The sequence below is a fragment of the Rhizobium sp. BK316 genome (genome assembly GCF_014193695.1).
In the GTDB taxonomy this organism is placed as follows: domain Bacteria; phylum Pseudomonadota; class Alphaproteobacteria; order Rhizobiales; family Rhizobiaceae; genus Rhizobium.
This window is the reverse complement of record NZ_JACHZR010000003.1, coordinates 500,833-520,343: the sequence shown is the minus strand read 5'-3', so window position 1 is coordinate 520,343 and position 19,511 is coordinate 500,833. Positions and strand designations below refer to the sequence as shown.

Annotated in this window: 23 protein-coding genes and 1 tRNA gene; 13 read left to right on the top strand and 11 right to left on the bottom strand. The window is 58.1% G+C overall.

Annotated features, from left to right (window positions below):
• Positions 1–106: 106 nt before the first annotated feature.
• Positions 107–1,408 (bottom strand): PotD/PotF family extracellular solute-binding protein, encoded by a 1,302-nt coding sequence (locus tag FHT87_RS16685; RefSeq protein ID WP_183731266.1) that lies wholly within the window; start codon positions 1,406–1,408, stop codon positions 107–109.
• Positions 1,409–1,437: 29 nt separating this feature from the next.
• Positions 1,438–2,526 (bottom strand): ABC transporter ATP-binding protein, encoded by a 1,089-nt coding sequence (locus tag FHT87_RS16680; protein WP_183731269.1) that lies wholly within the window; start codon positions 2,524–2,526, stop codon positions 1,438–1,440.
• A 268-nt stretch (positions 2,527–2,794) separates the two neighbouring features.
• On the opposite strand from FHT87_RS16680, the gene FHT87_RS16675 reads away from it, so the two are divergent.
• Positions 2,795–3,505 carry a GntR family transcriptional regulator gene (locus tag FHT87_RS16675; protein ID WP_183731272.1) on the top strand — a complete coding sequence of 237 codons (711 nt, stop codon included), beginning with the start codon at positions 2,795–2,797 and terminating at the stop codon, positions 3,503–3,505.
• Between the two features lie 4 nt (positions 3,506–3,509).
• Here FHT87_RS16675 and FHT87_RS16670 read toward each other — a convergent pair whose 3' ends face one another.
• Both FHT87_RS16670 and FHT87_RS16665 read right to left on the bottom strand, forming a co-directional pair.
• The gene (locus FHT87_RS16670; protein ID WP_183803329.1) at positions 3,510–3,917 is read right to left on the bottom strand and encodes a DUF4174 domain-containing protein; all 408 of its coding nucleotides are present in this window, start codon (positions 3,915–3,917) and stop codon (positions 3,510–3,512) included.
• A gap of 94 nt (positions 3,918–4,011) precedes the next feature.
• Positions 4,012–4,395: a hypothetical protein gene (locus tag FHT87_RS16665; RefSeq protein WP_183731278.1), complete on the bottom strand. Its 384-nt coding sequence runs from the start codon at positions 4,393–4,395 to the stop codon at positions 4,012–4,014.
• A 319-nt stretch (positions 4,396–4,714) separates the two neighbouring features.
• Between FHT87_RS16665 and FHT87_RS16660 the strand changes: the two genes are divergently transcribed.
• The 3 genes from FHT87_RS16660 (at position 4,715) to FHT87_RS16650 (ending at position 5,629) form a co-directional block, all read left to right on the top strand.
• Positions 4,715–4,921 (top strand): hypothetical protein, encoded by a 207-nt coding sequence (locus FHT87_RS16660; RefSeq protein ID WP_183731281.1) that lies wholly within the window; start codon positions 4,715–4,717, stop codon positions 4,919–4,921.
• A 9-nt stretch (positions 4,922–4,930) separates the two neighbouring features.
• Positions 4,931–5,146 carry a hypothetical protein gene (locus FHT87_RS16655; protein WP_183731284.1) on the top strand — a complete coding sequence of 72 codons (216 nt, stop codon included), beginning with the start codon at positions 4,931–4,933 and terminating at the stop codon, positions 5,144–5,146.
• A gap of 234 nt (positions 5,147–5,380) precedes the next feature.
• A complete protein-coding gene (locus tag FHT87_RS16650) occupies positions 5,381–5,629 on the top strand; it encodes a DUF2934 domain-containing protein (RefSeq protein WP_183731286.1) in 249 nt (82 codons plus the stop codon).
• Positions 5,630–5,637: 8 nt separating this feature from the next.
• On the opposite strand, the gene FHT87_RS16645 is transcribed toward FHT87_RS16650, so the two are convergent.
• Positions 5,638–7,578 (bottom strand): DUF5054 domain-containing protein, encoded by a 1,941-nt coding sequence (locus FHT87_RS16645; RefSeq protein ID WP_183803327.1) that lies wholly within the window; start codon positions 7,576–7,578, stop codon positions 5,638–5,640.
• A 386-nt stretch (positions 7,579–7,964) separates the two neighbouring features.
• On the opposite strand from FHT87_RS16645, the gene FHT87_RS16640 reads away from it, so the two are divergent.
• Positions 7,965–8,291, top strand: a complete 327-nt coding sequence (locus FHT87_RS16640; protein ID WP_183731292.1) for a hypothetical protein — start codon at positions 7,965–7,967, stop codon at positions 8,289–8,291.
• Between the two features lie 19 nt (positions 8,292–8,310).
• Here the strand turns inward: FHT87_RS16640 and FHT87_RS16635 are convergent, their stop codons facing one another.
• The gene (locus FHT87_RS16635) at positions 8,311–8,496 is read right to left on the bottom strand and encodes a hypothetical protein (protein ID WP_113300036.1); all 186 of its coding nucleotides are present in this window, start codon (positions 8,494–8,496) and stop codon (positions 8,311–8,313) included.
• Positions 8,497–8,622: 126 nt separating this feature from the next.
• On the opposite strand from FHT87_RS16635, the gene FHT87_RS16630 reads away from it, so the two are divergent.
• The 4 genes from FHT87_RS16630 (at position 8,623) to FHT87_RS16615 (ending at position 10,826) form a co-directional block, all read left to right on the top strand.
• Positions 8,623–9,348, top strand: coding sequence for a LuxR family transcriptional regulator (locus FHT87_RS16630; protein ID WP_183731294.1), 726 nt, complete (start codon positions 8,623–8,625; stop codon positions 9,346–9,348).
• A gap of 152 nt (positions 9,349–9,500) precedes the next feature.
• Positions 9,501–10,166, top strand: a complete 666-nt coding sequence (locus tag FHT87_RS16625) for an acyl-homoserine-lactone synthase (protein WP_183731297.1) — start codon at positions 9,501–9,503, stop codon at positions 10,164–10,166.
• Positions 10,163–10,354, top strand: a complete 192-nt coding sequence (locus FHT87_RS16620) for a hypothetical protein (RefSeq protein WP_183731300.1) — start codon at positions 10,163–10,165, stop codon at positions 10,352–10,354. Before FHT87_RS16625 ends, FHT87_RS16620 begins: the two co-directional genes overlap by 4 nt.
• 241 nt (positions 10,355–10,595) lie before the next feature.
• The gene (locus FHT87_RS16615) at positions 10,596–10,826 is read left to right on the top strand and encodes a DUF2934 domain-containing protein (RefSeq protein ID WP_246699614.1); all 231 of its coding nucleotides are present in this window, start codon (positions 10,596–10,598) and stop codon (positions 10,824–10,826) included.
• 15 nt (positions 10,827–10,841) lie between these two features.
• On the opposite strand, the gene FHT87_RS16610 is transcribed toward FHT87_RS16615, so the two are convergent.
• On the bottom strand, positions 10,842–11,210 hold the full coding sequence (locus tag FHT87_RS16610; RefSeq protein ID WP_183804008.1) for a response regulator: 369 nt from the start codon (positions 11,208–11,210) through the stop codon (positions 10,842–10,844).
• A gap of 193 nt (positions 11,211–11,403) precedes the next feature.
• On the opposite strand from FHT87_RS16610, the gene FHT87_RS16605 reads away from it, so the two are divergent.
• Positions 11,404–11,479: transfer RNA gene (locus tag FHT87_RS16605), tRNA-Ile, on the top strand.
• A 141-nt stretch (positions 11,480–11,620) separates the two neighbouring features.
• Here the strand turns inward: FHT87_RS16605 and FHT87_RS16600 are convergent.
• Positions 11,621–12,835 (bottom strand): hypothetical protein, encoded by a 1,215-nt coding sequence (locus tag FHT87_RS16600; RefSeq protein WP_183803324.1) that lies wholly within the window; start codon positions 12,833–12,835, stop codon positions 11,621–11,623.
• 644 nt (positions 12,836–13,479) lie between these two features.
• On the opposite strand from FHT87_RS16600, the gene FHT87_RS16595 reads away from it, so the two are divergent.
• Positions 13,480–14,070 carry an ankyrin repeat domain-containing protein gene (locus FHT87_RS16595; RefSeq protein ID WP_183803321.1) on the top strand — a complete coding sequence of 197 codons (591 nt, stop codon included), beginning with the start codon at positions 13,480–13,482 and terminating at the stop codon, positions 14,068–14,070.
• A gap of 43 nt (positions 14,071–14,113) precedes the next feature.
• The gene (locus FHT87_RS16590; protein WP_183803318.1) at positions 14,114–14,626 is read left to right on the top strand and encodes a YHS domain-containing (seleno)protein; all 513 of its coding nucleotides are present in this window, start codon (positions 14,114–14,116) and stop codon (positions 14,624–14,626) included.
• Positions 14,627–14,666: 40 nt separating this feature from the next.
• Here the strand turns inward: FHT87_RS16590 and FHT87_RS16585 are convergent, their stop codons facing one another.
• Complete coding sequence (locus tag FHT87_RS16585) at positions 14,667–16,880, bottom strand: adenylate/guanylate cyclase domain-containing protein (protein ID WP_183803315.1); 2,214 nt, start codon at positions 16,878–16,880, stop codon at positions 14,667–14,669.
• On the opposite strand from FHT87_RS16585, the gene FHT87_RS16580 reads away from it, so the two are divergent.
• Positions 16,879–17,262: a hypothetical protein gene (locus tag FHT87_RS16580; protein WP_183732827.1), complete on the top strand. Its 384-nt coding sequence runs from the start codon at positions 16,879–16,881 to the stop codon at positions 17,260–17,262. The genes FHT87_RS16585 and FHT87_RS16580 overlap by 2 nt on opposite strands.
• A gap of 65 nt (positions 17,263–17,327) precedes the next feature.
• Here the strand turns inward: FHT87_RS16580 and FHT87_RS16575 are convergent, their stop codons facing one another.
• A complete protein-coding gene (locus FHT87_RS16575; RefSeq protein WP_183803312.1) occupies positions 17,328–18,671 on the bottom strand; it encodes an O-antigen ligase family protein in 1,344 nt (447 codons plus the stop codon).
• Complete coding sequence (locus FHT87_RS16570) at positions 18,665–19,402, bottom strand: glycosyltransferase family 25 protein (RefSeq protein ID WP_183803310.1); 738 nt, start codon at positions 19,400–19,402, stop codon at positions 18,665–18,667. Before FHT87_RS16570 ends, FHT87_RS16575 begins: the two co-directional genes overlap by 7 nt.
• Positions 19,403–19,511: the final 109 nt, after the last annotated feature.

The window sequence follows — 19,511 nt, the reverse complement described above, 5'->3', positions numbered from 1 at the left end:
ACCCTCCCCACAAAGGGGAGGAAGTTTTATGCCGCGCCCTCGCCGTGCTCCCTCCCCCTTGTGGGGAGGGTTGGGGAGGGGAAAAGCGGCAAACGCCGACCCAGCTTTACGCCGCGATGAATTCGTTCCAGCGGCGGACCATGTAGCGGTCTTCATCCATGACGGAGTTCCAGCACGCCACATGACCCATGCGCTCTTCGAACGAACCGCCATCGCGAACAGCACCAGCCTTTTCCATGACCTTGCCTTCCGGCGAAAGGATATCGCCCTGCGCCGCCTTGCCTTCGATCCAATAGCCCCATTCGTCTGCCGTCATGAAGTTCTTGGCCGTATCCATGCAAGCGGAGTAGTAGCCCTGACGGTTGAGATAGCCGCCGACCCAGCCAGAGGTGTACCAATTGATATACTCGTAGGCGGCGTCGAGCTGCGCGCCCTTGAGGTGCGCGGCGAGGCCGAGACCGCCACCCCATGAACGATAGCCTTCCTTGAGCGGCTGATATTTGCAGGCAATGCCCTTGGAGCGGACGGCGGCGACGGCCGGCGACCACATGGACTGGATGACGACTTCGCCCGATGCCATCAGGTTGACCGATTCGTCGAAGCTCTTCCAGAAGGCGCGGAATTGGCCGTCCTGCTTTGCCTTGATCAGGAACTCGATCGTCTTGTCGATCTCCGCCTTGGTCATGTTGCCCTTGTCGGCATATTTGATGTTGCCCAGAGCTTCCATGATCATCGCGGCGTCCATGATGCCGATCGACGGGATGTTGAGGATCGAGGTCTTGCCCTTGAACTTCGGATCCATGATATCAGCCCAGGTGGTGATCTCGCGGCCGACGAGGTCGGGGCGAATGCCGAGCGTATCGGCATTGTAGATCGTCGGCATCATGGTGAAGAGCTCGGTCTCCCCCTTGGCGAAAGTCTTGGCATCCTTGCTTTCGACATAGCCAACGGTGTGCGGCGCCGTGCCCTGGGCAATGACGCTGTCTGGCTTCAGCTTGCCGTTCTTGAAGAGCGGCACGACCTGGTCGTAATATTTCAGCTTCTTCACATCCATCGGCTGGATGACGCCGGCCGGATAGACCTTTTTCAGGATCCAGTATTCGATATCGGCAATGTCGTAGCTGTCGGGCTGGGTGACGGCGCGCTGGGCAGCGGCATCGGAATCGGTCGCCGTCATCTCCAGCGTGATGCCGAGATCGGCTTTGCACTTCTCGGCGATCGCATTGATGTTCGAAACGCCGGTGCCGAACTGGCGAAGCGTGATGTTCGTCTGCGCCCAGATGGTTGGGAAGCCGGTGATGGCGCCCGAGCCGGCAATGGCGCCGACGGCGGCAGCACCCGTCTTCAGGAGCGAGCGGCGGGAAATACCCTTTTCCGCTTTAGTCGTGGTTTTCGTTTCAGTCGTCATGGCAGTTCCCCTTTTTTTGATGCTGAAGGTCACGCGGAAACGCGGCCGAGGAGGACGGCGTCCTCCAGAGCCCAACTCAGAGACACCGCATCGCCGACCGAGACCGGCTTTGCGAAATAGTCGCTGTCACTTGCGATGACGGTGAAGTCGTCGCTTCCGGCTCCGAACACGGTGATCTTCACCGAGGAGCCGCGATATTCGATGTTGGAGACGATACCGTTGAAGCCGAGGGTCCATTCGGTCGCCACCTGGAGGCGCACGCGGTCGGTGCGGATGCCGATATCGATGGGCTCGCCGATCTCCCTGCCGGTCCCGCGCACGGAAAAGCTCTGCCCCTCCGGCACCTGCATCACGACAACGCCGTTCTCGCTCGATGTCACCCGGCCGGAGAGCACGTTATGATCGCCCATGAAACGCGCAACGAAGGCAGTTGCCGGCTTCTCGAAAACGTCGCGCGGTGCAGCGGCCTGTTCGATGCGCCCGTCATTCATGATGACGATCAGGTCGGCGAGCGCCATCGCCTCTTCCTGGCTGTGCGTCACATGCACGAACGTGATGCCGAGCGTCTTCTGCAGCTTCTTCAGCTCCGCCCGCATGCGGATCTTCAGGAACGGGTCGAGCGCGGAGAGCGGCTCGTCGAGCAGCAAAGCTTCCGGATCGGTAATCAGCGCACGCGCCAGCGCCACGCGCTGCTGCTGGCCGCCCGAAAGCTGCGCCGGTCGGCGGGCTGCATAGCCATCCATCTGCATGAGCTTCAGCATGTCGAGCGCCTTGGCGCGACGTTCGTCCTTGTCGACACCCTTCATCTTCAGGCTGAAAGCAACATTGTCGATAAGGTCGAGATGGGGAAACAGCGCGTAGGACTGGAACATCATCGCCGTGCCGCGCTTTGCCGGCGGGAAATCGGTGACGACGACGTTGCCGAGGCGGACATCGCCCGATGAAATGGTCTCGTGACCGGCGATCATGCGCAGCGTCGAGGTCTTGCCGCAGCCTGAAGGACCCAGGAAGCAGCAATAGGAACCTGCCGGGATTTTAAGGCTGATGGCATGCACTGCGGTGGTCGCGCCATAGACCTTGGAAACGGATGCTATATCGATCTCTGCCGCTTTCGACATCGTGTCTTCCTCTGTTCGAGAATGACGATGCATCTGCCGTGCCAATTTAATGGGCGCATTCCAAACCCTTGCAAATCATGAATTTTTCATGACAGAATGCCCCCTGGCGAAAGAGCGGACATTTTTCGCGCTGCACACAAAATGGGCTTTCGTGCTCAATTCGTGCAGAAAATCGTATACAATTCTGACTAAATTCTGCTCACAAAATCCGTTTAACTTTTGAGACGAAGACGGCTATGGTTTTACTGACATCAAGGAAACCGATTTCATGAAATCTGCCGCCAGCGCCATGAGCCAAGACGATGCCCAGGATACGGGCGTCCCGCAGATCCGCGATGCGATCAGGGACGCGATCGTCGAGCGGCGGCTGTCCCCCGGCACGAAACTGTCGGAAAGCGATGTCGGCAATCTCTTCAATGTCAGCCGCACGCTGGCGCGCGCTGCCTTGCAGGCGCTATCCTATGAAGGTCTCGTCAGCGTCGAAAAGAACCGCGGGGCTTTCGTCGCCTATCCCTCCCCGGAAGAGGCCCGGCAGATTTTTGCCGCCCGCCGATTGGTCGAGCCCGGCATCCTGCGGGAAGCTGCCGCCCGCATCACACCATCCGATATCCAGCACCTGAAGCAATTGCTTTTGGAGGAAGGCCGGCTGATGAGCGAACGCGGCCAGACGGCAAGACGGGCAGAGATCAAGGCCTCGGGCGATTTCCACCTGACGCTCGCGGCTATATCCGGTAATGCGATCATGCAGCGCTTCATGGAAGAGCTGGTCGCCCGCTCATCCCTGGTGATCGCGCTTTACGGGCAATCGACGGTCTCAAGCTGCGGCCATGTCGAGCACGGGGACATCATCGAGGCGATCGAACGCAAGGAACTCGACCGCGCCTGCCATCTGATGCTGCACCATATCGCCCATATCGAGGCTGATCTCGACCTGCGCGAACGCAAGAGCCTCGGCCTCAAGGAAGCATTCGAACTCTGAGAGATCAGTGGCCTGGTGAATGGATATCGGCGGCGCGGCTGATTTCCTCCGCGCTCATCGGTTCGCTGGAGCGCAGCTTGACCTTGCCGTCCGTGCCGATCAGCACCAACCCGAATTCGCCGCTGAGCGGCCCCTGAAGCTGTTCGCGCACATCGTCGGCATCAAGGTCATGTCCATCCTCGAATAGGGAGAATGCACCGCCGCCGGCAATGGTGAAGACCTCGATATCGTCTTCGATCAGCCGCATCTGCGATTTGCGCAGCAATTCGTCCTGAATGATCGGCCTGTCGTCCTCGGCGTCGGCAAAGACGATCAAGATATTCTTCTCGCCCAGGAACTGTTCCAGCGATCGCGGCAGATGAGGCTTGCGGACGCCGGATCCGATGATTTCTTGCAGGATGGATTTCAACATGGTGCTCATTCCTTCTCTGCCTGTTTCAACGGCTGGAAATGAGCACGGTTCCCGAATGGGAGAGGATCGCGGCCAATGCCGCGATCCTGTAGGGCTATTCGCGCGGTTCGCCTTCGGATGCGCGCGTCGAAAGTGCTGCGATATCAGGCGTACCATTGGCAAGAAGGCGCTTGCGCACCAGAACGCGCAGCACGCGCGCCGCCGTGGAAAAGGTCATCTGGTCCAACGGTCCCTCGCCTTCCCAGGGCTTGGTCAACCGTTCGGTGACGGCGCTGACGATATTGGCCGGGACGATATCGGTGCATTCGCGCATGGCTTCGAAAACGAAGCTGATCGGGATGACCCTGCCTTCATAGGTAACGATCGGCTCCGTCAATTCGCTGTCCCATTCCTCATAGGCGTAAAGCGCCTCGCGGAAGAGCTGCTGCAGGGTAAACGGTGCATGTCCGTTGTGAAGTGGCGGCAGTGCATTCATCATGTCTGTCTCCTCTGTGGATTAAGCCAGCTTCCTCAAGACCCGGTCCGGATCGACGCGGAAACAACAGCTCGGCTCCTCCTTCGGACCGGATACACGATTCATTTTATAGAGTAACACAGGCGTGATAAAGCCATTTCTGAGCGCACTGCTCGCGGCAAGTTCTAACCGATTGAAATTCATTGAGACTTGCCGGCATTTTTTGTTGCTGGGACAGGCTCAAACAGCGGCTTCGCCTGTAGACGGCATCGGAAAGGCCGATTTTGGAACCTTTAAGGCGCTGACCGGTTTTTCCCCAGCAAGCAGTCTGGGGAGATCAGCAATGACGCAAATTCACCAACCTGAACGACGCAGCCGCACCCTGCGTGGCCGCCCCTATAGTCTTCACGAATTCGCCACCAAATACGGCCTCAAGAACGAACAGGCCGAAAGCCTCTTCACGCGTTTCGGTCCGTCTTCCGTCGAGCTGGACTTGTTGATGGCGGCCAAGCGCCGTCCGCCAGTTCAGCCCGACCGTATCCGCGAGTAGGTCAGGATCGTGAACGGCAAAGACAAAATCCGCAAAGATGCCGAAGGACAGTTCGCCCGTTCGGACGAGGGCCGCCGCAACAACGGCGTCTCCAGCGCTAAGCCGCGCGACATCACCCATTCCGATGATGCCACTATCCATCGCACACCGCCCGGCCAGAGGTCGCATAAGGACTGGAACGTCAAACACGACGAAGCCAACAGCGAGCGGTCACGCCCAGAATGACCGCTCCTGCCTCTACGGCCTCCTGAAGCGAAATTTCACCGAATATGTCGGGAACACATCTCGGGTGAAATCGTTCTTCCGGTGAGCATGGCAAAACGCCATGCGGCCCCATCGAAATGCCGGCATATTTTGCCGGCTCCTTCTACAAGATCAGCTTGAGGTACCGCCTTTGGCGGGAGGCCAATCGTGTGGAATCGATCGCGGGAAAAAGATCGGCGCAAGAAGGACGGAACGATGAGCAACACCTCCCGGCATGAGTGGATATGCAAGCGAGCCTATGCGATCTGGGAAGCGGAAGGCAGGCCGCACGGTCGCGACGCCGAACATTGGCTCCAGGCAACGGCCGAACGAGAGAGGCTAGAGCGCACTCGTGCCTCGACGGATGGCAATGAAGTCCTCGTCAAATTTCGCCCGAAAGCGCCGAAACCACGCAGGCCGGCCGCTCTCGGCTACCAACGCCAAAAGGTGTCGCGGGCCGGTTGAACGCACGGCTATTCCAAACTGACCCGGAAACGGGCCGAGAAATCGCCTTCCCACCACATCGGGAAATTGGTTCCCCATTTATTGTTTTGCAGGTTGAAGCGGATTCCCTCTTCAAAATCCGGTAAACCTTTGCAGAAACTCATGAAATCCCAGCTCTGCGGCGCGACCAGCGGCGTGTCTAGGGGCTCGATGACGAGCGCCCCGGCATCCCCTCCAGCATCCTCGAAGTCGCCACGGACTGCCGTCACGGCCTGAAGCTGCGCTCCACCGGATCTGGCAAAATTTCCGGATGGGTGCCAGAGACCCATCTTCCTGAAAGCCCAGCCCTTTGTATCCTCGGGCGTAAAGGAAAGGAAACTTGCCTCCGGCATGCGGTTCGCCGGCTTGTCGCGCAGCGTAAGTCGCAGTTGCAAGGTATCGCCATCGACCGAAAACGCAACGGCAAGCTGGCGCGGTGCGCCGAAGCGTTCAACGGCCTCAGTGGGCATGGACAGCAGAAGCCCTCCCTCGCCGGCACTCTTAAGATCAGGCACGAAAACCTTGGAGAGCGCAGCACCAGAACGGCCAAGCCCCGGCTTGTCGTGATCCAGCACCGCCCATTCTTGGCGATGAGTGAGATAGCTGTCCATATGCCTGTTGACGTCTGCAGCGTCGTAACTCTCATAGCGATAGGCGATCAGAGAGCCAGCACGGCCGGTGATCCGCCGGCCCTGCGGTGATGTGAGCGCCGTGACATCACCCGTCACCTCATTCAGCTCGATCGACCAGCCGCCGGTGCTGAGACGGGTTTCACGGCTCATGCTGTCGACGAGCGACGGCGCAAAAAGCTCCGCAAGCACAGCCTGTGCCTGCTGCTGGTCGTCGGCATCGAGTTCGGCGACGGCCTGGTCGATATAGCCGCGCTGCTCGTCCCACGAAGCCTCGGTATAGGCGAACCGGTAGTCCGTTTTGCGAGCAGTTTTGAAATCGGCTTTTGCCCAGGCCCTGTCGTCGCGCAGGTAGGATTTGATATCCACCCCGCACGTATGCTCCGCCACCATGGCAAGCCCGCGCCCAAAGGCGAGCCGCCGCGTATTGAGCCCCTCGCCGGCAAAACGGTCATAGAGCCGCTGCAGGGCCAGAAATTTCGCCGTCTTCAAGGGATCGGCGGCGCTGCCATGGATCCAGCTGTCGCCCAACTCCAGCTCCAGCACTGGAAAGCGCTCGCGCTTGTCCCAGAGGATCGCACCATAATCCTCCAGCGTCGCCGCGCGGATGATCGCGTCAGGCTCATGGCGGCGCATGTCGCGATAGGCTTCGGCAGTCTGCGGCACGCTCTGCGGACCGATATTGTCCTGCGTATGCGCAAAGCTCAGCCCGTCGTCGAAACCTTCGGGGAAATAGGTCTCGCCATAGGAGCGCTGGTACATGACGACGACTTCCGCTCCGTCTGGCGCGCGCCAGCGGAAAACATCGGGCACATCAGGCGGCGGGGAAGCGGTGTTGACGCCGAGATGCAGGAAGCGGATGCCGGCCTCGGCCAGCAAAGGCACCATGCCGAGCGTGTGGCCGGGAACGTCGGTCATCTTCGCCGCAATCGTCGTCCTGCCGAAACGGCGGTCGAGCTCCTGCGAATAGGAAAGACCGGCGCGAAACAGGTCTGACGACATCAGCTCCGTGTGGGTGGTGAAGGGCAGCCCGTGCCAGCGGATGAGTCCCCGCTCGATCGCCTGCTCGAGCGCTGCAACCTCGGCCGGCGAGCGCGAATTCAGATGATCCCAGATCAGCCATGCGCCCGTTGTCCAGATGAACTTCGGCTCTTCAGGGTTTTCGGCATGGAAATGCGCGCCGGTCTCGATCGCCTGCGGGATGAAGCGCTCGTGATATTGACGGCGGACTTTTTCGGCATGATCCGTAAAGCCGATGTCGAGATGGGTCTTGAAGACCAGATGCACACGCTTTTCGGTCATTTTCATTCCATTGGGCCGGCCTTGCCGCCATCGGGCGGCTTTCACGCGGTCTCCGCGCAAGGCGCTGTGCGTCCACCGCGCAATACCGGCCATCCTCCCAATATGATACAACAACCTGCTGTGTAATCGTTTCCACAAACACCTCTGCGCTGCAGCGTAACGATCCGTCAAGCATATTTGAGTGAGGTGCCCGAATATGCTGGATATTTTGTTGTACTTTGTTTCGAGCGTCTTGCTTGCGATACCAGACCGCAATTATCTAACGAAAGAATGTGAAGACGTGTTCATATGCCATCTGCCTTGATGGCCGGTGAGATACGTTCGCGATATGCCTGTCATCTTGCTGCTTTACACGACGTATCCGAACCTTCGCCGATGGCCGCTCCATGACCGAATTCACCGTCCATGTCACACGTTCCAGCCAGGCGAATGATCTCTGTTTCCAAGTGCCCTTCGATATTCCCTCGGGCACGACCATTTTGGGGCCAGTTTCGGGAACGGCAGATATTCGCGGCGCAATGAGCGATCACATCGTCCGGCTCGATGCGTCAGGCATTCTCGCCGAAGAAACGATCGAAGCGGAGGAATGGCAGGAGAGCTTTTCGGGACCGCCAAATACCTTGCTGCGCGCGGAAATCATCGCGGAAGCTGCGCAGCAGCCAATCCGGCGGGCGCTCGGCAGTCCCGTCCATATCGAAGGAATTCATAACTGATGTAACGACAAAGGAGTGACTATTTCTCTTCGCAGAGCGTCCGGTGAACCTCTGTCCAGAACAAGGCAAGCAACGTATCGCCGTTGCGTTCGGCGACGAGCGCGCGGATCAGCGCCTCGGAGCCAGCCATGTCCTGCCAGCTCGATTTCAGCCCTTTGGCGGCCTGATGGCATTCGGCGATATCGAACGTTCTCTTGCTGTCCATCTGGAGCCTCCCCGGAAAAGGCGCTAACAGATGGATCTGGAAAAGTCATTCCCCGCATATGTGGGGATGCCTTGTATTTTTGACATTCCTCGCGATAAAATTGAACGATTTAAGGCAGGCGGCACGATGACGGAAAATAGCCATTCGCAAAAATTCGAAGCTGTTTTCGAACAGATCAAGGCTGCGGAAAATGTCGATGCTTCCATCCGCATTTTCCAGGCGGAATATGCCGTCGACTATGTCACCTATCACCTTGCTCAGACCATTGCGGCAAAGATAGACGCCCCTTTTGTGCGCACCACCTATCCGGATGCCTGGGTGTCTCGCTATCTGCTCAACAGCTATGTGAAGGTCGATCCGATCGTCAAACAGGGCTTCGAGCGCCAGCTGCCCTTCGACTGGAGCGAGGTCGAGCCGACACCGGAAGCCTATGCCATGCTCGTCGACGCCCAGAAGCACGGGATCGGCGGAAACGGCTATTCGATCCCCGTTGCCGACAAGGCGCAGCGCCGCGCGCTGCTATCGATCAATGCCCGCATTCCGCTCGATGACTGGACCTCCATGGTTAAGCTCTATCGCAATGAGTGGATCGAACTCGCCCATGTCATCCATCGGAAGGCCATCTACGAGCTTCACGGCGAGAACGACCCGGTGCCGACGCTTTCCCCACGCGAAATCGAATGCCTGCATTGGACGGCACTCGGCAAGGACTACAAAGACATCGCCGTCATCCTCGGCATTTCCGAGCATACGACCCGCGACTACCTGAAAACCGCACGCTTCAAGCTCGGCTGCGCCACTATTTCCGCGGCCGCCTCGCGAGCCGTGCAGCTGCGTATCATCAATCCATAGAAACTCCTGGTCAGATATCATCCTGGCAAGGAAAGACTCCAAGCACCCCCTCATATGCGGGGGCTCATCTGTAGGCACCCATATGAGGGAATTTCCGATCCCGCCGTTCTGAACCATTCTGCCCTCACGAACCCAACACGCTGGAGGGCAAAATGTTCGTTATCATTCAGGCACATGAGTATCAGAAATACGCTTTCATACTCGACCAGATGTTCCGCCTGCGCAAGAAAGTCTTCGCGGATAGCCTTGGCTGGAACGTACCGGTAATCGGCCCCTTCGAGCGCGACAGCTATGACTCGCTCTGCCCGGCCTATCTCGTCTGGTGCAACGAAACCCGCACCCGCCTTTACGGCGGCATGCGCCTGATGCCGACGACCGGACCGACCCTCCTTTACGACGTCTTCCGCGCAACCTTCCCGCAGGCAGCCAATCTCGTCGCCCCCGGCATCTGGGAAGGCACCCGCATGTGCATCGACGAGGAAGCGATATCAGCCGATTTCCCAGACATCGACACCGGCCGCGCCTTCTCCATGCTGCTGCTCGCACTCTGCGAATGTGCCCTCGATCACGGCATCCACACCATGATCTCAAACTATGAGCCGCACCTGAAGCGCGTCTACAAGCGCGCCGGCGCCGAAGTCGATGAACTCGGCCGCGCCGATGGCTACGGCAAGTATCCGGTCTGCTGCGGCGCCTTCGAAGTTTCCGAACGTGTGCTGGACAGGATGCGCGCATCCCTCGGCATCGATACCCCCCTCTATACCCGCTACGTCCCGACACGTTCCGTCGTGACCCAATTCCTGGAGATGGCAGCATGAACCGCTTGAACGAAACCACCGTGCAAAAAGATATCGGCGCGCTGGAACGACATATCCTCGCATCCCGCGATATCGCCACGCAGATGGGAGACCCCTTCCTCTCCTATCTGCTCTCGATGGCTCTCTTCACGATCTACGAGAAGAAGGCACATCAGGAAAACGACCTGCTGAAGAGCAGCTACAACTAAGCAATTCCAGCAAAGTGCTTGAGCGTTTTGCGTCCGGAATTGCGTGAAAACAAAGAGGTAGAGCATTTCCATGACTCGAAGAAAAATGGAAATGTTCTAACGGTTCCCCCGGGGCAGCGGCCGGGCCTTGAAGCAGACCTCCCCTTCAGGCCCGGCTGCGCCTCCCGATCTCAGGCGCCTTGCCGGAACATTCCGCTCCCCAACTGGTTTTGAGATGATCGAAAAACCAGGGAAGATGGACATGACGGACCGGAACGAGGACCGCGTACGCGAGCGCGCCTACGCAATCTGGGAACAGGAAGGCAGGCCGGATGGCGAAGATTTGCGCCACTGGAACGTTGCCGAAACCGAACTGCGCGACGAAGCAGCAAAGGCCAACGAACAGGCTCGCAAGCAGATCGAGGATACCGAAGCCTTGACCGGGGCAACGGGCACCCCCATCCCACCGCCGTCGATGGCGAGCCCCGATTGATCGCTTTGACTGCAGCTACCGCGTCATGGAAGCGATCACCGAAATCAAGGCCTCGTGCCGATAGGGTTTCGGCAGGAAAGCCGCGTTGGCCGGCAGCGACATGGGATCGAGCCGCACAAGGCCAGAGGTGATGATGATGCCGATATTGGGCCGCATCGCCCTCACCCGCTTGGCAAGCTGGATGCCATCCATCGAACCGGCCATGTTGACGTCGGTGAAGAGGATATCGACATCGTCTCGGGCCTTCAGAAGCACCATCGCCTCATCCGCGCTCCCTGCCTCGAGCGCTACATGCCCCAGTTCTTCGAGCACATCCAGAATATTGAACCTGATCAGCGGCTCATCTTCGACGATGAGCACCACGGTACCCTGGGAAGCCACCATTTCTGCGATTGCCCTTTTCAGATCCAGTCTGACAGCAGTAAATGTAGCCCGCACGCGAAGGTTCCAGAGGGCAAACCGGAAATATGCATCGTCCACAGATGCTTGCGCTCATGGCTTGTGACTGCCCCGGATTTGCGTTAAGCGGACACAAGCCGCGGGTGCCATTGCCCCGGCTGACCGCACCCTGGGTGCCGGGCCTGTAGCTCAATGGTTAGAGCCGGCGGCTCATAACCGCTTGGTTGGGGGTTCGAGTCCCTCCGGGCCCACCAGTTTTTCATCTTTTCAAAGAGCTAATGTAGCTGTAGCCGGACGCGAAAAACCGGAATTTTGACACTAGGTTCCGGAATTTTTGAAAATCTTTTGAAGCTCGCTCGAAAGCAAATTAATGGGTGGGTGGAGCGCTCGCCAAATTACATCGATAGTCCGACCCATTTTGCGAGGAGCTTCGCGCCCTCAACCAGCCACACAAAAGCTGGCAGCTTTTCGAAGACTGGATATAAACCAGCAACGTATAAGCTGATCGTTGCGGCGAGCGTTTTTGCGGTCGTGGTCGACACCGTTTTTACCGTGGTGTCGACAAAATCATACGCGTACCTCGCCACGGCCACGAACAAGCTTTCAATCGAGGCGATCAGCGCGAAGAAGGCTCGTTTGGATGAGCGACCCGGGCTATTATAGGCCTCAAGCAGGAATTGGATGCTACGTGGAACTTCGGGATCCACGAGGTCTGGGCGAGAAGCAAGGGCATCCCTGATCCCTTCAACATGCGCTTCAACGTCCGCCTCATCGCTCTCATCAATGAGATCATCTGCTTCGCGCTCTCTCCATCGCTTCCACTCCGGGAATTGACGAGCGAAGGAGAGCGCGTTGACTGCCAATTGCCTCAGATCTTCGTACAGAACGCCATCGAGCTCTTCCTTCGCCGCATTCAGGACGTCTAAGAAGGAGGATGCCCCCATCGCAATGGGGATGACCCTCCCTTGTGCAAGTCGTTCCGACAACCTGATTAGAGCAGCATGCAGGTGCCGATTAACATTGCTCTCTCGCATCGTTTCGGCCAAGTGAACAGCATCCGCCGTAAGAGCTTTGAGAGCGTCCTGAGCATCGGAGGCCAATTCGACATCGCTTATGGGAGCGGCGGGCTTGACGACCAGCACCTCCTCTTCGATGGCGTACTCATACGGAACGACCAGATCCTGCGGAATGATTTCTTTAAGGCGGGTGGCGACGGCGAATCTATCGGCGCGTTGAATTTTCGCGAGCTCGGCCGCTCGCCCTTCCCTTTTAACAATCACTTCCACGGCGCGCAGGAGCGAATTGAGGGCGCTCCCAACGTTGGCGAGCAGTTGGCCCGAGGTCTCCCCCCCTTCTGGCCTTGCGTCCGTCATGAGAACGATATTTTCGTCTAGCCGGCTTTCTTCAGCCAACAGTAGATCACTTAAGGCACGAATTTCCTTTAGCACTCTCTCGCTTGTCTGATCTGAAAAGTCAGATTCGAAATAACTAGCAAATTGCAGGACCGTATCCGATAATTCGTGAAGGCCTTGCATATCCAGGATGGTCGAGAAGGTCCTTAAGTTATCACCAAGGTGTCTCGCGCTGGAACTAGCAGCCTGCATATTCATTCGCGCACCCTTTCAACCCTCATCGACTGCTTTTCAAACCGTTACGCGTTGTCAGTTTGACAATACACCCATGGACTTCGCCGTTGCTGGGGCCATACCCCCGACTCAACTTGCCGAATCTTACAGGTATAAAATACCCATAATCACAGTATGCATGAAGCTAGAGTATTCGTCGTTTGGTTGTGCGAATTCTTCCACAAATGGATGCACCGGGGGAGTGATAACCCCTCGCGAGCATTTTCTTCTGCGGAAGGAAGATCACGGTATCTTCTTACAAGATAAAGGCTACCCTGGACAACGCGCGTTGGTCAGCAACACCCATCGACAGTGACAGCAAACCCAGTCCCCAACGACGTCGGGTTTTCAGCGAGACACGTTGAGGCGAGAATGGCATATTGAAATCCCCAACTCTCCGAAGACTAGAACTCGGGGCGGCTATTTTTCAACCATCCCTCGTGGTCGGTCTTCACGAGCGTTGATGTGAATACACTTGGATGTTTACGTCAATCCCAGTGTAAGACTTGCCCTGGCTAGGTCTCAATACAGCGAATGACATCGCCATTCATTGCCGCCCCATAATATTCATGATAGCTTAACCACGCTTTCGCGCTGTGAAGCCAGAAATGGCAAGACGGGGGTGCGCGATGAATGTCTTTTGGATCAGCTACATCTGTTTCGCCCTTGGGATCTCCGCTGCTACGGCAGGCCCATTGCACGATGCCGCGCGCGAAGGCAATGTCGAGCGCGTCAAGCAGCTTGCGGATCAGGGCGCAAACCTCTCTGAGCCTGACGATACCGGCGAGCCGGCGCTGATGATTGCGGCCCTGTCCGGCAAGGCCGATGTCGTCACTCTTCTTCTCGACCGGGGCTGCGACATCGACATCCGCAACAAAGGCGGCCTGACGGCCTTGCATGCGGCCGCCTATGGCGGCCATCTCGATATCGTGGAACTGCTGGTCGCAAGAGGCGCCTCCGTCAACGACCACGAGAACTTCTATCATATGACGCCGCTGCATGCGGCAGCCGAGGAAGGCCATGCCGATGTCATCGCTTTCCTGCTTGCACAAAAGGCCGATGTCGAGCCGAAGGAAAGAAACGGCTACACGCCGGTGACCCAGGCCGGATGGCGATCGCACTGGGATTCCGTCACTCTGTTGTTGAAAGCGGGCGCCGCCTGTCAGGGAGCGGACCTTACGGGTCAGTGGCTCTATGACGAATGCACGAAGCGAAAATGACCGTGCAGCAGATTTGACCGCGCCTGAAAACGGGAGCTTTGAAATGTCTCACTGGAATGGATTTGTGAAGGCTGCAGCTACAGGCGGCATCGCCGTCCTGCTGCTGGCAAACGAGGCCACAGCGGAAGACTTCATCAACACCGGCTATTTTGGGGAGGTGGCGATCAAGGGTTATGACCCGGTCGCCTATTTCACGGATGATAAAGCCGTGGAAGGATCGCCGCAATATTCCCATCACTGGCTGGGCGCGACCTGGTATTTCGCCAATGCCGAGCATCGTGACATGTTCGTCAAGGATCCCGGCAAGTATGCCCCGCAATATGGCGGCTATTGCGCCGATGGCGTGTCCTTCGGAACGGTGACCACCAATATCGATCCGAATGCCTGGCGGATCATCGAAGGCAAGCTCTATATCAGCTATGATCCGGGTGCCGCCGAGGGACTGGTGAAGAACCCCACCAAGGTGGTCGACTCCCAGAAGCACTGGTCGCAGGTGCAGAATATCCTGATCTCGGAGAAGGCGCAGAAAGACTGGCAGCATCCCTCCGCTCAATAGACGGCCGGCCGCTGGTCTCCTGACAATCCCGGCTTTGCCGTCAGCGCCCGATCGAGAAGAATTTCAGCGCCTGCGGCGTGACATGAACATATGTCGCGCCGGGTTCCTCCGCAGCGTGATTGCGATAAACGCTCCCGCAGACCATCCGATCGAGGAAATAGCCCGGGAACTTTTCGCAGAGCCAGTCCCCCTGAATTTCGACCGTGCCTGTTATGTTGGTATTGGTGCTGCGATAGGCCGTGTTGCCGGCTTTGTCGAAGAACTGCACGAATTGTGTGCCGTTGCGGTGTTTGCCGGCCCACGTCTTGTCGCTGATGAGATCCCGCAACTGCTCGCCGGTGACCTGGTCGTCCTCCTTGCCCTGAAACCCAAAGGGCCAGTCGGGAATTCCGGCCTTCTGCAACCTGCTCAAGTGCTTGTTCAGATCGTCCTTGCGCCAGTAGTCGTAGAGATAGCCGTAATAGTTCAGATTGCTTTCGGGAAAGAGCTCCAGGAGCTTCGTCTTCTCCTGCAGGCTACGCGTCTTATCGCCGTCATCGATGTAGGCTGCCGTGAGAAATTCGCGCGCAGCCTCCGCTTTGGGAAGCGCGTCGCGGGCAGCCTCCATCAGCGAGATCGCCCGGTCTTCGTCTCCAACGATGTAGAAAACGATACCGGCCAGCAACTGGAAGCCGGGCGACGGCGAAGGATCGAAGCGCAGCGCCTTTTCTATTTCGCTGATCGCCTGGTCATGATTGCCGATATGAGCGAGCACGAGGGCCAGATTGCCATTTGCTTCAGCGTCGCTCGGCTGCGCCTGCACGGCACGGTTTGCCGATGTCAGCGCCTCCGTCTGGCGGCCATCGACCAATTGCAGTAGAGCAAGCACGGTATGCGCCCGCGCATTGTTCGCATCGATCTTCAATGCCTGCCCTGCAGCGTCATAGGCGATCTTGCGGGCCACGGCGGCCGACCAGAGGATATTGTAATCGTTGCGCCAGACATCGACGGCGATCCGCGCGATCCCTGCATGCGCATCGGCAAAATTCGGATCGAGGTCGATCGCCTTCTGATAATAGGACAGCGCCTCGCGATAGGTCACCACGTCTCCATAGGTGAGACCCGCCTGCTCGGCGCGCATATAGTAATCATAGGCCTCGAGATTCTCCGTCGGGATCTGCGCCAATTGCGTGCGCTCGCCTTCACTCAGCCTGATGGCAAGCGCTGCGATGATCTTGCCGATCACGTCATCCTGAACTGCGAAGAGGTCGGCATATTCGCGGTCATAGCGCTCGGCCCAGAGGGAAAGCCCGGTCAGCGCATCGATCAGTTTGACGTTGATACGCAATCGCGAGCCTGCGCGCTGCAGCGTGCCTTCAAGCACATAGTGGACACCGAGTTCGGCCGCCACATCCTGTATCTTGCCGCCATCGTCGCGCACCGCAAAGACGGAATGGCGCGCGATGACGAAGAGGCCGGAGACTTTCGACAGTTCCGTAATCAGGTCATCCGTCAGACCTTCGGCGAGATGATCGTGCTCGACATCGCCGCTGACATTGATGAATGGCAATACGGCAACGGAAGGTTTGTCGGGCAAAGGATAGGCAAAGCGCTGGGTCAACGATGGGGTTTCGAGCAGCACCCATGGCTGCCACCACAGGGCCGCTACCGCCGGAATGAAAAGGATCGCAACGGCTATTGCTGCGATGCGCCAGCGGCCAGGATATCGGCGGGCGTTGGCAGCTCTGTTTGCCGCCAATGGGCCGAACACGACACGATAGACTCGCACGGGCTCGGCAATGCTTTTGACCCTCTGCTCGCCGAGCGAGACGAAACCGACGTCGAGTTTCGATTTCACCTGATCGTAGGCTGGGCCTGAGATCGCTATTCCACCGGGTTCAGCGAGCGACTGCATGCGGTCGGCCAGGTTGACGCCATCGCCATGAATATCGTCACCCTCGACGATGAGGTCACCAAGGTTGATGCCGATGCGGAAATCGAGACGCCGATCGGCCGGGATCTCCGCATTATGCTTCGCCTTCAGCTTCTGCACGTCCACTGCGCAGCGCATGGCGTCGACGACGCTGTGAAACTCGACCAGCAGCCCGTCCCCCATGGTTTTGACCAAGCGCCCGCTATGCTCGGCTATCGAAGGCTCGACAATCTCTCTCAGGTCCGCCTGGAAACGAAGACGCGTCCCCTCCTCGTCGACCTGGCTTAGACGGCCATAGCCCACGACGTCGGCAATCAGGACAGCTGCAAGGCGGCGCTCCATGCCAGTCTCTTCCCCCGAAAGGACGACAGCGGCAGCATCTTACAGTACCGCCATAGCCGATACCATCGACGGTGAGAGGAAGGTCCTCAGCCTGTTGCGGGGCGGCCTGAGGCCGCGCCGCTGTCACATCACTGTCATATTCTGCATAGGTGGCATGCCAAAATGCCCATTGTTACAGCATCACGCACAAATTATATGCTCGCCGGCTAACAAAAATAAGAAAAGTGAGCTTGCTATGCACTTGATTTTTAAACGCCGTAAAAGCGGCTTCATGCAACGGATCGTTAATGGCTTCGGTTCTGCCCAGCAGCGCTATCGTGATGCGCGCGAGGCAAGGAAGACCGCCATCCATCCTTCGTTTCTGGACGATTTCGGTATCTGACAACGCGGGCGCTCCAACGCAGGAGCGCTCAGCAATCCCTTTTGGGTCGGGCTTTCATCGCCCTCTCAGGCAGCCTTCCGATCACCGGCGACCATGCTGGCCTCCTGCCTGACCTCCCCCTTCTTCAACATGATCCCGCAGGCAAACGCGACGGCGGAAAACACGAAGAAGAACGATTCGCCGATTGCCAGCCGATTGTTGGAATTGGACAGAATGGTTCCGAGGAAGAACAGTGTGATCATGGTATAGGCCAGCAAAGCGCTGAGACTGATCAGTTTCTCCCTCCACGCGGCCACGACGCGTCTGTACATGGCGACCGCCAGAACGGCGAAAACGATAATGCCGAACAGCCCGTGGCGGACGAGCATTTCGAAATAGCCATTGTGAAGCAGCGTATAGGGCACGCCCGCATAAGTGGTCGAACTCCAGAGCGTGAGCCAGTGGTTGCCGGCACCAAAAAGTGGCGCCTGGGCAATCACTTCCGAGGCGTTCGCCCAGAGCTGCAGCCGCTCGCTCATCGACTCCGGCGTATCTTTCGACGCGATCGCGGAACTAACGGCATTCCATACGCCATGCGCCGAGATTTCAGTCTCGATCCGTGCGGTTGCCTCATAGGTCGGGCCGGCAAACCTCCAGATATCATCGCCGCCGACAAAAAGTGCCGCTGCGATGAGAGCGAGGACAGCAGCCCCTACCAGCGCGGCCCGGCGCCTGTTTGCATAAAGCAGCAGTGAAGCGAGCATGAGAGGCCCGACGAGGACGAGACTCAGCCAGACGCCTTTTGCCTTCGAGCCATAAATATTGAAAAGGCAGAGCGCGATGACGAGCGTTGCGACGGCAACAATCCAGCTGCCGGAACGGCGCGCGAGTTTGCCGGTCTCCCAGGCATGCAGCAGCCAGTAGAAGGCGCCGATCATCAGGAAGCCGCAGCCGATCGCGCCATGGATCAGGTTGTTGTGGTAAAGTGGCGAAATGCGGTCGTCGCCTTCCAGTATCAGCCGGTAGTCGGTAGAGATCAGCAGGGCGGCCAGTGCCACCGGGAAATAGATCGCAAAGACCGTTTCGACATGTTTCCGGCTGGAAAAGAGCGCGATGCCGACAGCCGGGAAAAACAGCGGAAAGGCGTAGAGCCAATCGGACGCACCCTTCTCGCCGTCGACGATCAGGCCGAAGAGGAAGCGCAGCAGCGCATAGGCACCCCAGGCAAGACAGGCATTCGCCAGCCAGTCACCCTTCAACAGGCGAAAATTCGGCTTGAAATAGGCGTAGGTCGTCCCGATCAGCAGCAGTGCCGCATAGCGATAGGTATCGCTTTCCACAATGGGAGCCGAAATCAACAGCAGCCACAGGATGACAAGGACGGGCTTGAGGTGGGAAGGCGTGGCAATCGGCTCTTCGCTCGCTACCATAGAGAATACCGTACCCTTCTAGCATAATCGGCGGCGCGAAGCAGATGAGTGACGGAGCGGCGTATTCCCGTGAATTTCTGCCGCCTGTAGTCGAGCTTCGTCGCAATCGCCGTCTCGTGACTGTTCGGCCCTAGCTCTAACAGATTGTCCTTGAGCGTAAAGGTATTAACCTTGGTCGACCACCCGCGTTCTATTGCCACATCGAAGGGATAGACCATGACGGACATGGTTCGCAGCAGCTTCTCCGCGCCGGATCGGGTGACGAGATAGCAGGCCGCCGAGCCCTGCGGCCCGTGAACGCAGCGGCCGACGATATCGCGATATTTCGTCATCGCCTTGTATCTGAATCCATTGGACTGGTGATTGAGAAGCTTGACCAGCTCCGCCTTCGGAACGGTGGCAAGCACCGCCTCCGCGCGCCGCATCAGATCGGCCTGCAGCTCGACATCGTCCTCCATGATGATGGCGGCATCATTGCTGCTGTTTAGAAACTCGGTAAGCGCCTTGAGATGGCTGCGGTGGCAACCATGCTCGCCCGGCAGATAGTTCCTGCCGTTGCGAAGAAGAAATTGCCGCTGGTTGATATCCGCCTTGTCGTGCGGCTGGATCTGCGAACCGTCCACGCCGGATATCCTGATGATATCGAGCTCCAGCGAATTGGCTTTTCGCGAAAGCTGTTCCCACCGGACGATGGAGCGATTCAGGTTGATGACATAGGCACCAAGTTTCATAAAGGCGGAACTTCAGTATGAGATGGAAATGCACTTCTTTATAAGGTGATGCTTAATCGCGGGCAACTGCCATATGCCGCCACCATCTACCATGCGTTGTTTCTTCCCC

What these genes read in the sequence shown, in the direction of transcription:
- FHT87_RS16685 (WP_183731266.1), bottom strand. Translation starts at nt 1,408, where the DNA reads ATGACGACTGAAACGAAAACCACGACTAAAGCGGAAAAGGGTATTTCC.
- FHT87_RS16680 (WP_183731269.1), bottom strand. Translation starts at nt 2,526, where the DNA reads ATGTCGAAAGCGGCAGAGATCGATATAGCATCCGTTTCCAAGGTCTAT.
- FHT87_RS16675 (WP_183731272.1), top strand. Translation starts at nt 2,795, where the DNA reads ATGAAATCTGCCGCCAGCGCCATGAGCCAAGACGATGCCCAGGATACG.
- FHT87_RS16670 (WP_183803329.1), bottom strand. Translation starts at nt 3,917, where the DNA reads ATGTTGAAATCCATCCTGCAAGAAATCATCGGATCCGGCGTCCGCAAG.
- FHT87_RS16665 (WP_183731278.1), bottom strand. Translation starts at nt 4,395, where the DNA reads ATGATGAATGCACTGCCGCCACTTCACAACGGACATGCACCGTTTACC.
- FHT87_RS16660 (WP_183731281.1), top strand. Translation starts at nt 4,715, where the DNA reads ATGACGCAAATTCACCAACCTGAACGACGCAGCCGCACCCTGCGTGGC.
- FHT87_RS16650 (WP_183731286.1), top strand. Translation starts at nt 5,381, where the DNA reads ATGAGCAACACCTCCCGGCATGAGTGGATATGCAAGCGAGCCTATGCG.
- FHT87_RS16645 (WP_183803327.1), bottom strand. Translation starts at nt 7,578, where the DNA reads ATGACCGAAAAGCGTGTGCATCTGGTCTTCAAGACCCATCTCGACATC.
- FHT87_RS16640 (WP_183731292.1), top strand. Translation starts at nt 7,965, where the DNA reads ATGACCGAATTCACCGTCCATGTCACACGTTCCAGCCAGGCGAATGAT.
- FHT87_RS16635 (WP_113300036.1), bottom strand. Translation starts at nt 8,496, where the DNA reads ATGGACAGCAAGAGAACGTTCGATATCGCCGAATGCCATCAGGCCGCC.
- FHT87_RS16630 (WP_183731294.1), top strand. Translation starts at nt 8,623, where the DNA reads ATGACGGAAAATAGCCATTCGCAAAAATTCGAAGCTGTTTTCGAACAG.
- FHT87_RS16625 (WP_183731297.1), top strand. Translation starts at nt 9,501, where the DNA reads ATGTTCGTTATCATTCAGGCACATGAGTATCAGAAATACGCTTTCATA.
- FHT87_RS16620 (WP_183731300.1), top strand. Translation starts at nt 10,163, where the DNA reads ATGAACCGCTTGAACGAAACCACCGTGCAAAAAGATATCGGCGCGCTG.
- FHT87_RS16615 (WP_246699614.1), top strand. Translation starts at nt 10,596, where the DNA reads ATGACGGACCGGAACGAGGACCGCGTACGCGAGCGCGCCTACGCAATC.
- FHT87_RS16610 (WP_183804008.1), bottom strand. Translation starts at nt 11,210, where the DNA reads ATGGTGGCTTCCCAGGGTACCGTGGTGCTCATCGTCGAAGATGAGCCG.
- FHT87_RS16600 (WP_183803324.1), bottom strand. Translation starts at nt 12,835, where the DNA reads ATGAATATGCAGGCTGCTAGTTCCAGCGCGAGACACCTTGGTGATAAC.
- FHT87_RS16595 (WP_183803321.1), top strand. Translation starts at nt 13,480, where the DNA reads ATGAATGTCTTTTGGATCAGCTACATCTGTTTCGCCCTTGGGATCTCC.
- FHT87_RS16590 (WP_183803318.1), top strand. Translation starts at nt 14,114, where the DNA reads ATGTCTCACTGGAATGGATTTGTGAAGGCTGCAGCTACAGGCGGCATC.
- FHT87_RS16580 (WP_183732827.1), top strand. Translation starts at nt 16,879, where the DNA reads ATGCCAGTCTCTTCCCCCGAAAGGACGACAGCGGCAGCATCTTACAGT.
- FHT87_RS16585 (WP_183803315.1), bottom strand. Translation starts at nt 16,880, where the DNA reads ATGGAGCGCCGCCTTGCAGCTGTCCTGATTGCCGACGTCGTGGGCTAT.
- FHT87_RS16575 (WP_183803312.1), bottom strand. Translation starts at nt 18,671, where the DNA reads ATGGTAGCGAGCGAAGAGCCGATTGCCACGCCTTCCCACCTCAAGCCC.
- FHT87_RS16570 (WP_183803310.1), bottom strand. Translation starts at nt 19,402, where the DNA reads ATGAAACTTGGTGCCTATGTCATCAACCTGAATCGCTCCATCGTCCGG.